The sequence below is a fragment of the Streptomyces sp. NPDC048331 genome (genome assembly GCF_043201215.1).
In the GTDB taxonomy this organism is placed as follows: domain Bacteria; phylum Actinomycetota; class Actinomycetes; order Streptomycetales; family Streptomycetaceae; genus Streptomyces.
In genome coordinates this window covers 1-10,461 of sequence record NZ_JBICYT010000084.1, presented here as the reverse complement: position 1 = coordinate 10,461, position 10,461 = coordinate 1, and the positions used below count along the sequence as shown (strand labels likewise).

Sequence of the window (10,461 nt, the reverse complement as noted above, 5' to 3'; positions counted from 1 at the left end):
GCCACCTTCGCGGGTGGTATCGGCAACATGCTGGTGATCGTCGGGTTCATGGTGACGGCGACGACGGGTCTGCCGGACCACGAGCAGGGCATGGCGACGGGTCTGGCGACCATGACCCAGCAGATCGGCATCACCATGGGCACCCCGATCATGTCCGCCATCGCCGCCGCCCACACCGACATCCACGCCGGCATCACGACCGCGGTGATCGTGAACACCGCCATCGTCGTGGTCGGCATCCTCACCACCGTCCTCTTCCTCCGGAACAAGGCCGCGCACGCCCCCGTCGCCGGCTGACGGTTCCCGACCGAGGACCCCCCCTGGAAGCGGCCCGACACGGGCCGGTACCACCGGACCCCCGACCGTGCCGGGCCGCTTCCCCCTCCCCAAGGTCTCCCCTCCCAAGGTCTCCCCTCCTCAAGGAACGTGATGGACCTCCGTATCGAAGACCGCGTGTACCTCGTCACCGGCGCGTCGTCCGGAATCGGCGAGGCGACCGTCCGACTCCTCGCCGCCGAAGGCGCCACCGTCGTCGGCGTCGCCCGCAAGCCGTGGAACACCGAAGCCCTCGGCGACCGGGTCAGCGCCGTCGCCGCCGACCTCACCGACCCCGACGCCGCCCGCCACGTGACCGACACCGTCGTCGAACGCCACGGCCGGCTCGACGGCCTCGTCAACAACGTCGGGGCGTTGGAGTCCCGTACCGGCTTCCTCGACGTGACCGACCAGCAGTGGAAGGACACCTTCGAGGTCAACTTCCACTCCGCGGTCCGCATGACCCGCGCGGCCCTCCCCGCGCTCCTGGACACCGGAGCGGGCGCCCTCGTACACGTCGCGAGCGAGGCCGCCCGATTCCCCGACCCGGGCATCGTCGACTACGCCGCCACCAAGACGGCTCTGCTCTCCCTCTCCAAGTCCCTCGCCGCGGAGTTCGGCGTACGCGGCGTACGCTCCAACGTGGTCTCACCCGGGCCGACCCGGACGGCGCTCTTCGACGCTCCCGGCGGTTTCGCCGACCAGCTCGGCGAGCGGTTCGGCCTCCCGGCCGACGAGGCCGTCGACCACTTCATCCGTGAGGTGCGCCGACTCCCCAGCGGCCGCATCGGCAGTCCCGACGACGTCGCCGGCGTCATCGCGTACCTGCTCTCACCCCTCGCGGGACAGGTCACCGGCGCCGAGTGGAGCGTCGACGGCGGCGCCCTGCGACAGGTCTGACCGGGCCGATGCGCGCTTCCCTGCTCGCTCTCGCCATAGGTGCCTTCGGCATCGGGACCACCGAGTTCGTCATCGTCGGTCTGCTCCCGGCGGTCGCCGACGACCTGTCCGTGTCCATCCCCTCCGCCGGCATGCTGGTGACCGGCTACGCCCTCGGCGTGGTCGTCGGCGCGCCGCTGATGACCGCCGCCGGCGCCCGGCTGCCGCGCAAGACCATGCTCGTGCTGCTCATGGCCGTCTTCATCGCCGGTAACCTGCTCTGCGCCCTCGCCGGCGACTACACCGCCCTCATGGGCGGTCGGCTGATCGCCGCGCTCACGCACGGCGCGTTCTTCGGGATCGGGTCCGTCGTGGCCGCCGACCTGGTGGCCCCCGACCGGCGGGCGAGTGCCATCGCCCTGATGTTCACCGGCCTCACCCTGGCCAACGTGCTCGGCGTACCACTGGGCACCTTCCTGGGCCAGGAGTTCGGCTGGCGTTCGACCTTCTGGGCGGTCACCGGGATCGGGGTCGTCGGACTGCTCGGTCTGGTCGCCCTGGTGCCGGCGCAGCCCGCGCCGGAGCGCGGAGCCCTGCGCGGCGAACTCGCCGTCTTCCGCAAGCCCCAGGTGTGGCTGGCGCTGACCACCACCGTCCTCGGCTTCGGCGGGGTCTTCGCCTCCTTCACCTACCTCGCGCCGATGATGACGGAGCTGGCCGGCTTCTCCGACGGCGCGGTCGCCTGGCTCCTTGTGCTCTTCGGAGTCGGACTGTGCGTGGGCAACGTACTCGGCGGCCGGGCCGCCGACCGCTCCCTGATGCCCAGCCTGTACCTCATCCTCGGCGGCCTCTGCCTGGTCCTGGTGATCTTCACCTTCACCTCGCACGCCGCCCTGCCCGCCGCGATCACCCTGGCCGCCTTCGGGGCGAGCGGATTCGCCACGGTGCCGCCGCTCCAGGCCCGTGTGATGCAGCAGGCCGCAGGGGCCCCCGCCCTGGCCTCCGCGGCGAACATCGCGGCCTTCAACCTCGGCAACGCCCTCGGGGCCTGGCTCGGCGGCCTTGCGGTCGCCCACGGCCTCGGGTGGACCTCGCCGACCTGGATCGGTGCCGGACTGGCCGCGGCCGGTCTGGGCACCGCGGCGCTCTCCGGCCGGCTCGACCGCCGCGGCCACGGGAGCCACGGGAAGCGGGGGAGCGTCGGCCCGGACACGCACACACACACGCCCACGCACGCGCACCCGCGGCCGGACGCCGAGCTCCCCGCACTCCGCACGCACGCACCAGGTGCCGGTCACGGCACCCACTCCATCGTCGAACAGAAGTCGAGGTAGACGCACATGAACGGTGTCGATCGCCGGACCATGCTCACCCGTAGCGCGGCCGTCGTCACGGGCGCGGCGGTGGCCGGTGCCCTGTCCGGCCCCGTGGCGGCAGCCGCCACCCGGGCCCCCGACGCGTCCGGCGAAGCGGCCCGCGCCGCGGTCGCCGGGACCGGCTCCGTCGTCAAGCCGGGAGATCCGCGCTACGAGATGCTCACCACCGGCAACAACCAGCGGTTCGTGGCCCGCCCGGAGTACATCAAGATGGTCCGCTCGACCGCGGACGCCGAACGGGCGCTCAGAGACGCGGTCCGGGCGGGCAAGCGGGTCTCGGTACGCAGCGGCGGCCACTGCTTCGCCGACTTCGCCGCCCACTCCGGCACCCAGGTCATCATCGACTTCTCGGAGATGACGCACGTCGGCTACGACCCGAAGTTCCGCGCCTTCGTCGTCGAGGCGGGCGCCCGCCTGATCAACGTCTACGAGGCCCTGTACAAGGGCTGGGGCGTCACCATCCCCGGCGGCATCTGCTACAGCGTCGGAGCCGGCGGGCACATAGCCGGAGGCGGCTACGGGCTGCTCTCCCGGGCCCACGGCCTGGTCGTCGACCACCTGTACGCCGTCGAGGTGGTGGTGACCGACGGAAGGGGCGGCGTACGCACCGTCGTGGCCACCCGGGAGAAGAACGACCCGAACCGGGAGCTGTGGTGGGCCCACACCGGCGGGGGCGGCGGCAACTTCGGCCTGGTGACCCGCTACTGGTTCCGCTCACCGGGCGCGAAGGGCTCCGAGCCCTCCGAACAACTGATATCCCCGCCGTCGAAGGTCCTCGTCAGCGCCGTCGACTTCCCCTGGGAACAGTTGACCGAGGCGAAGTTCACCCGGTTGCTGAAGAACTTCGGCGCCTGGCACGCCGCCCACAGCGCACCCGACTCCCCCTACCGCAGCCTCTCCAGCCTGTTCAACGTCAGTTCCAAGGCACACGGCAGCCTGGGCATGTTCACCCAGGTCGACGCGACGGTGCCGAACGCGAGAAGACTTCTCGACGACTACCTGGCGGCCATCACGGCGGGCACGGGCGTCACCCCCCAGGCCCTCACCCGCCCCACCGGCGAACTGCCCGCCATGCCACAGCTCGCCGAGCCCAGGACCCTGCCCTGGCTCCAAGCGACCAGACTGGTCGGCACCAACAACCCCGTCATCACCGATCCCACCTCACGCGGCGGCCACAAGTCCGCGTACATGCGCAAGAACTTCACCGACCATCAGATCGCGGCGCTCCACCGGCACATGAGCCGGCCGGACTTCAAGAATCCGGACACCATGCTGGTGCTCTTCTCCTTCGGCGGGCAGGTCAACGCCGCCGCGCCGGACGCGACGGCCAACGCGCAGCGCTCGTCCATCTTCAAGATGTGCTTCCAGACCTTCTGGCAGGACGAGAGCGAGGACGCCTACTACCTGGGCTGGCTGCGTGACTTGTACGAGGACTTCTTCTCGGCGACCGGTGGCGTACCGCTGATCGACGACAGTACCGACGGCTGCTACATCAACTACCCCGACCGCGACGTCACCGACCCGAGCCGCAACAGGTCCGGCGTGCCGTGGCAGACGCTCTACTACAAGGACAACTATCCGCGCCTGCAGCAGGTGAAGAGGACGTACGATCCGTCCGACTTCTTCCGCCACTCCATGTCGATCAAGCCCGCCCGAGGCTGACACCGGCCTCACCTTTCCCCGTGTGATCCCTGGTCAGAAGCCCCGTACTCCGGTCTCCGGAGTACGGGGCTTCTGTCATTCCCGCCCACCTGTTCGAGTGGCCGCGGGCGTTCGTTGACTCCCCGGCCGGCTCCGGGAAAGCTGTCTCTCGGCCGGAAGAGGGCAGCTGAAAAGCCCCTCGCAGTGAGATCCGATCCCCTGGCCACCACCTCTCGACAGGCCCGCGGCACACCGCCGTGCCGCGCCCCCGTACGTCCCCCGCCACGGCTCGATTCCCAACGTGTCAGAAAGATGAGGAAGCCATGCGTTCCGTCGCCGTAGTCCTCGGCACCCGGCCGGAAGCCATCAAGTTCGCGCCCGTCATCCGTGCCCTCCAGGACGACCCGCGCTTCGAGCCCGTCGTGATCTCCACCGGACAGCACCGCCAGATGCTGGACGAGACCCTGGAGGCCTTCGGCCTCACCGCCGACGTCGACCTGAAAGTGATGGCCCCCAAGCAGACCCTCTCCCAGGTCACCTACCGCTCGCTGCGGGGCCTGGAGGACTACTTCGCCACCGCGCCCGCCGACGCGGTCCTCGTCCACGGTGACACCGCCACCACCCTCACCGGAGCTCTGGCCGGATTCCACCAGCGGATCCCCGTCGTCCACGTCGAGGCCGGACTGCGCAGCGGCCGGCTCGGCTCGCCCTTCCCCGAGGAGGGCAACAGACGGCTCGTCGCGCAGGTCGCCGCCCTCCACCTGGCCCCCACCCCCGGCAACCTGGCGAACCTGCTGCGCGAGGGCATCGCCGCCGACACGATCACCGTCACCGGCAACACCGTCATCGACGCCCTGCGCTGGGCCAGCGGCCGGGCCGAGAGCTACGGCGACCCGGCCCTGGCCGACCTCGACGACGACCCGCGCCGCATCGTCCTGGCCTCCGCGCACCGCCGCGAGGCGTGGCCGCACCTGCCGCAGATCGGCCGGGCCCTCGCCCGCATCGCCGACGAGCCCGACGTCCGCGTCGTCGTCCCGCTGCACCGCAACCCCGTCGTCCGCGAGGCACTGCTCCCGCACCTCGGCGGACACCCGAGCATCACCGTCGTCGACCCGCTGCCCTACCTCAGCTTCTGCAAGCTCATGGGCCGCGCCGACGTCATCGTCTCGGACAGCAGCGGCAGCCAGGAGGAAGGGCCCGCGCTCGGCAAGCCCACCCTCGTCCTCGGCGACGTCACCGAGCGCTCCGAGGCCATCGTCGCCGGCACCGCCTGCCTGGTCGGCACGGCCACCGAGGGCATCGTCACCCGCACCCTGGCGCTGCTGCGCGACCACACCGAGTACGACCGGATGGCCACCGCCGCCAACCCGTACGGCGACGGACGCGCCACCGACCGCACGGTCGCCGCCCTCGCCCACTTCTTCGGCCTGGGACCCGCGCCCGACCCCTTCGTCCCCGACAGCGCCGTCGACGAGCTCAGCGTCGAGCTCGCCCGCACCGCCGACTTCGCCCGCACCTGAACCCCGGCCCCGGAAACCCGGCCCCGGAACCCCGGAGAGGAAGCAGCCGTATGAGCGCCACCCCGTCCGCCGTCGAACGCCCGCTGAACTTCAGCACGCCGTACCTGAGGGCCGCGCTCGTCCGCGACGCCGTGGACTACACCGTCGAAGGCCGCACCATCGTCGTCAACCCCGGTGTGACACCCGTGACCATCGCGGAGACACCGCGCAAGACCATCCCCCCGCTCTCCTCGACCGTCCTCGCCGACACCCGCATCGAGAAGGCCGACGCGCTCCTCCTCCTGCGCACCGCGCCCGAGGGCACGGACATCACCGGCATCACCGCGGAACCCGGCTGGTCCCACCTCGCCGACCTCCTCGGCCCCGGCGAGTTCCCCCGCGAAACCGCCCTGTACCGCAGCCCCCAGGACGACATCAACACCGTCCTGTTCGATCCGGCCCACGTACTCGGCGAACGCGAGAGCGTCATGGACCTGCGCGAGTTCGACGTCCGCGCCAACCTCTGGTTCTCACCGGCCGGCACCGACTGCGCCGTCCACAACCAGCACGACTTCATCGAGGTCCACACCCAGGTCCACGGCCTGGGCCGGATGCAGCGCTTCCGGGACCGCGACCACGCCTCGCTCTACCAGGACGTCCTGATGAGCCCCGGCTACACCACCCCGGACCCGTTCTGCGCCACCGGCCCCAAGTGCACCTACCACTACCCCTGGCACCAGTACCGGGCCGACACCGACTGCATCTGGCTCGCCATCGAGTACCACCCCGTACCCCGCGCGCTGCGCACCCTCCACCCCGCGACCGCCCTCACCTCCCTGGAGAGCCACTCATGACCACCGACGGCACCCGCACCCGCACCCGCACCGGCAGGAACACCGAAACCGGCCTGCGTGCACCGAAGTTCACCGCCGAGGTCGTGGCCGACCAGCTCCGCGACGGCTACTGGCTGGAGGCGCCCGACATCGACGGCGACGGCAAGCCCGACCTGTTCGGCTACGGGCTGCGCCTCGGCGAGATCTACTGGTACGCCAACGACGGCGACTGGACCCGCCGGCTGATAGCCGACCGGATCAAGATGCCCGTCGGCGCCGACTTCGCCGACGTCAGCGGCAACGGCCACCCCGACGTCATCGTCTGCTACGACCTCTACGGTCCGATCGGCACGATCCACGACGCCAACACCGAAGGCGGCAAGATCGACTGGCTGGAGAACCCGGGTACCCCCGACAAGGACGAGTCCCGCTGGAAGCGCCACTACGTCGGCCGCGCCACCGGTATGCACCGCCTGCGCGCGGGCCACTTCACCCGCACCGACCGACTCCAGATCATCGGCCTCCCGATCGTCGCCAAGGAGGACGTCCACGCCGTCCTGCCCGTCGTGCTGTTCACCCAGCCGGACGACGTGCTCACGGCGGAAGAGTGGCCGATGACCGTCATCGACGACAGCCACTTCCGTATGATCCACGGCGCCGAGAAGAAGCGGGGCCTGGTCCCCGGCTCCGACCTCGAATCCCTGCTGCTGGCCTCCGACGAGGGCGTCACCTGGCTCTGGTTCGACGAGGCCCGCCAGGAATGGGTCCGTGAGCTGATCGGCACCGGCGAACTCACCCAGTTCGAGCAGACCGGCTTCCGCGGCAGCGGCGATCTCAACGCGGGCCGGCTCGGCGACGATCCGATGGCCTACGTCGCCGCCATCGAGCCCTTCCACGGCAACACCGTGGCCGTCTACACGAAGGCCGAGGGCGGTGAGGGTTGGAACCGCGTCCTGCTCGACGTGTACGGCGACCCGAACGAGAACGGCGAGGGCCCCGGCCACCAGATCGTCTGCGCCGACTTCGACGGCGACGGCGACGAGGAGTTCCTGGTGGCGCTGCGCGGACCGTGGCCCTGGCAGGGCGTCATGTACTACAAGGCGATCGACGCGGCCAACGGCGTCTGGGCCAAGTGGCGGGTCTCCGAGGAGTCCGTGGCCCGCATCGCCACGGCCGACTTCAACGGGGACGGCCGCCTCGACTTCGCCACCATCGCGTACTCCGTCCAGAACTACTACGTGGCCAAGGACGCCAAGCTCATGGTCTACCGCAACGGCATCGAGCAGTAGGCGCACGGGCCCGCAGGCCCCGTCCACCCCGTCCACCCCATCCGCCCCTCCCGGCAGTCCCGTACGCCCCTTCGCGCCGCCGGGACCGCGCACCGCACGGCGGAGCACGGTCCCGGCCGTCGTCCCTGACGAACCCCACTCCAGAAAGAGCGATCCCTGTGGCCTCCACGACGTCCCCCGACGCCGCGAAGCGGGCGAAACTGCCCTCACTGACCGGCCTGCGGTTCTTCGCCGCACTCTCCGTCTTCTTCTTCCACTCGTCCCTGACCGACTCCCCGATACCGCCGAACGCGCCCATCAACCCCTTCGCCGACGCCTCCATCGCCGACGGTTTCTCCACCGCCTTCGGCAAGGCCGGCTACCTGGGAGTCTCGTTCTTCTTCGTCCTCTCGGGCTTCGTCCTCGCCTGGGCCGCCAAGCCCGGCGAGCGCGTCACCGCCTTCCTCCGCCGGCGACTGCTGAAGATCTTCCCCAACCACCTCGTCGTCTTCGCCGCCGCGATGATCCTCTTCGCCGGCTCGGCCGTCACCGGCGTCGCCGACTGGCTCCCGAACCTTTTCCTCATCCACACCTGGTGGCCGCAGCCCACCGTCAACCTCAGCGTCAACCCGCCCAGTTGGTCACTGGGCAGCGAGCTGCTCTTCTACATGCTCTTCCCGGCCCTCATCGTGCCGATCCGCAAGCTCCGCGGCCGGACCGCCCTGTGGGGTTGGAGCGCCGCGATGATCGCCGGAATGGTCGCCCTCCAGCTGGTCGCCACCTACTTCGTCCCGGACACCCCGAAGTCCACCATCACGCCGATCTCCGGCATGCAGTTCTGGTTCGGGTACCTGCTCCCGGCCGGCCGCCTCTTCGAATTCGTCCTCGGCATCCTGCTCGCCCGGATCGTCCTCGCGGGACTGTGGCCGCGCCGGGTCGGCTTCGGCGTCTCCCTCGTGCTCGCCGTTCTCGGCTACGCCGCAGCCCTCGTCGCCCCGTTCCAGTACGGATTCGTCGTCGCGACGATCATCCCGGTCGCCGCGCTCATCGGGGCCACCGCGCAGGCCGACGCGGACGGCCGGGCCACCTTCCTGCGCAGCCGGCCCATGGTCTGGCTGGGCGAGGTGTCCTTCGGCTTCTACCTCGTCCAGGGTGTCACGATCTTCTACCTCCGCTCGCTACTGGGCGAGCACACCTACAGCGTCCCGGTGGCCCTGCTGGTGATCGCGGGATTCTTCGCGGCCTCCCTGCTCGGCGGCTGGCTCCTGTTCCGCTTAGTGGAGATGCCCGCCATGCGCCGCTTCGGCCGTGCCAGGCCCCGTACGCCCCTGGTCCCGGCACCCGCCGCCCCGGCCGCCCCCGCCGCCCCCGCCGAGCTTCCCGGCGACCGGACCCCGGTCACCGCGGCCGCTCGGGACTGACCCGCCGCCCTACCGCTCCCCGCCCGCGTCCGCATCCGCCGACGCGGGCTTCGGGCCGTCGTGCCGCGCCCCCGAGGACGCCGCCGTCAGGCTCGACAGCATGCGCAGCGCCGCGTCGGAGGGGGAGGACTCGGGGGCGCTGTAGAGCAGCATCCGGTGGTTGGTGCCGTCGGTGAGGTTCAGGTTCTCGAAGTCGAGGGTCAGCGGGCCCACCACCGGGTGGTGCAGGTTCTTGGTGCCGACCGTGCAGTCCCGTACGGGATGCTTCGACCACAGCGAGGCGAAGTCGGGGCTCTGCAGCATGAGCGACCCGATGAGCTCGGCCAGCGCGCGGTCCTCCGGATTGCGTCCCGCGACCAGGCGCAGGGCCGCCAGGGCGACACGCGCCTCGCCCTTCCAGTCCGTGTAGAGCTCCCGGGTGTGCGGGTCCAGGAACAGCATCCGCGTCAGGTTCGGGCGGACCGCCGGGTCGTCGGGGCTCGCGAAGCCGACGTGCCCCGCGAGCAGGGCGTGCCCCAGCGGATTCCAGGCGAGCACGTTGTTGCGGCCGTCCAGGACCACCGCCGGGACGTGCGGCATCGAGGTGATCAGACGCCGCGTGGTGTCACGGGCGTACTCGGGACGCGGCGACCGGTCCCGCTTGGCACGCGGCGGCCGGGCCAGGTTCAGCAGGTGCGCGTGCTCGTCCGGCGTCAGGCGCAGCGCGCGGGCCAGGGCGTCGAGGACGCTGTCCGAGGCGTTCGTGCTCTGCCCCTGCTCCAGGTGCGTGTAGTAGGTGATGCTCACGCCGGCCAGCAGGGCGAGCTCCTCGCGCCGTAGCCCGGGCACGCGCCGGCGGGTGCCGTGGGAGGGGAGCCCGACGTCCTCGGGCTGGAGCTGGGCGCGACGAGTGCGGAGGAATTCGCCCAGGGCAGTCGGTGAGTCCATGCGTTCCAGTGTGCCGGGGGAGGGTGCCGAACGGTGCTCGGGAAGGTGGCCCTGGGAGTGCTAGCTTGCCCGGCGCCAGCAACACCAGGGGGCTGGGTAACCCTCTCCGACCGGTCCAGAGTCGATGACGCAACAGGTCGTTGCGTGATCGAGAGGATGTGGTCGGCGATGTCGGTCGTCGAAGGTACGCGGGTCGATGCGGGAACGGAGGGGCCCGTTCGGCTGGACGGGCGTCTCAGGTTGGTTCTTGTGGTGCTGTTGGTGGCGCAGTTCATGCTGGCGGTCGATTTCTCGATCCTGAA

General features: G+C 70.8%; 8 protein-coding genes and 1 pseudogene. 8 read left to right on the top strand and 1 reads right to left on the bottom strand.

Translation table 11 applies throughout. The features are described 5' to 3' along the window. The 8 genes and pseudogenes from ACGFYY_RS41925 to ACGFYY_RS41890 form a co-directional block, all read left to right on the top strand. Positions 1–297, top strand: a pseudogene (locus ACGFYY_RS41925) (MFS transporter); the annotation flags it as partial. A gap of 132 nt (positions 298–429) precedes the next feature. Next, complete coding sequence (locus ACGFYY_RS41920; protein WP_393717832.1) at positions 430–1,215, top strand: SDR family NAD(P)-dependent oxidoreductase; 786 nt, start codon at positions 430–432, stop codon at positions 1,213–1,215. Between the two features lie 8 nt (positions 1,216–1,223). Further along, a complete protein-coding gene (locus ACGFYY_RS41915; RefSeq protein WP_393717830.1) occupies positions 1,224–2,528 on the top strand; it encodes an MFS transporter in 1,305 nt (434 codons plus the stop codon). 6 nt (positions 2,529–2,534) lie between these two features. Further along, on the top strand, positions 2,535–4,232 hold the full coding sequence (locus ACGFYY_RS41910) for an FAD-dependent oxidoreductase (protein WP_393717828.1): 1,698 nt from the start codon (positions 2,535–2,537) through the stop codon (positions 4,230–4,232). 302 nt (positions 4,233–4,534) lie between these two features. Then, the gene (gene wecB / locus ACGFYY_RS41905; RefSeq protein ID WP_393717826.1) at positions 4,535–5,731 is read left to right on the top strand and encodes a non-hydrolyzing UDP-N-acetylglucosamine 2-epimerase; all 1,197 of its coding nucleotides are present in this window, start codon (positions 4,535–4,537) and stop codon (positions 5,729–5,731) included. Between the two features lie 50 nt (positions 5,732–5,781). Then, positions 5,782–6,564: a hypothetical protein gene (locus ACGFYY_RS41900; RefSeq protein WP_393717824.1), complete on the top strand. Its 783-nt coding sequence runs from the start codon at positions 5,782–5,784 to the stop codon at positions 6,562–6,564. Beyond that, entirely contained in the window at positions 6,561–7,832 is a 1,272-nt protein-coding gene (locus tag ACGFYY_RS41895) for an FG-GAP repeat domain-containing protein (protein WP_393717822.1), read from the top strand. The genes ACGFYY_RS41900 and ACGFYY_RS41895 overlap by 4 nt, the downstream gene beginning before the upstream one ends. Before the next feature lie 158 nt (positions 7,833–7,990). After that, entirely contained in the window at positions 7,991–9,232 is a 1,242-nt protein-coding gene (locus tag ACGFYY_RS41890; protein WP_393717820.1) for an acyltransferase family protein, read from the top strand. 9 nt (positions 9,233–9,241) lie between these two features. Here ACGFYY_RS41890 and ACGFYY_RS41885 read toward each other — a convergent pair whose 3' ends face one another. After that, on the bottom strand, positions 9,242–10,159 hold the full coding sequence (locus ACGFYY_RS41885) for a helix-turn-helix domain-containing protein (RefSeq protein WP_393717818.1): 918 nt from the start codon (positions 10,157–10,159) through the stop codon (positions 9,242–9,244). Between the last annotated feature and the right edge of the window lie 302 nt (positions 10,160–10,461).

Coding starts and splice junctions, on each gene's coding strand:
- ACGFYY_RS41920 (WP_393717832.1), top strand. CDS start 430: ATGGACCTCCGTATCGAAGACCGCGTGTACCTCGTCACCGGCGCGTCG.
- ACGFYY_RS41915 (WP_393717830.1), top strand. CDS start 1,224: ATGCGCGCTTCCCTGCTCGCTCTCGCCATAGGTGCCTTCGGCATCGGG.
- ACGFYY_RS41910 (WP_393717828.1), top strand. CDS start 2,535: ATGAACGGTGTCGATCGCCGGACCATGCTCACCCGTAGCGCGGCCGTC.
- wecB (WP_393717826.1), top strand. CDS start 4,535: ATGCGTTCCGTCGCCGTAGTCCTCGGCACCCGGCCGGAAGCCATCAAG.
- ACGFYY_RS41900 (WP_393717824.1), top strand. CDS start 5,782: ATGAGCGCCACCCCGTCCGCCGTCGAACGCCCGCTGAACTTCAGCACG.
- ACGFYY_RS41895 (WP_393717822.1), top strand. CDS start 6,561: ATGACCACCGACGGCACCCGCACCCGCACCCGCACCGGCAGGAACACC.
- ACGFYY_RS41885 (WP_393717818.1), bottom strand. CDS start 10,159: ATGGACTCACCGACTGCCCTGGGCGAATTCCTCCGCACTCGTCGCGCC.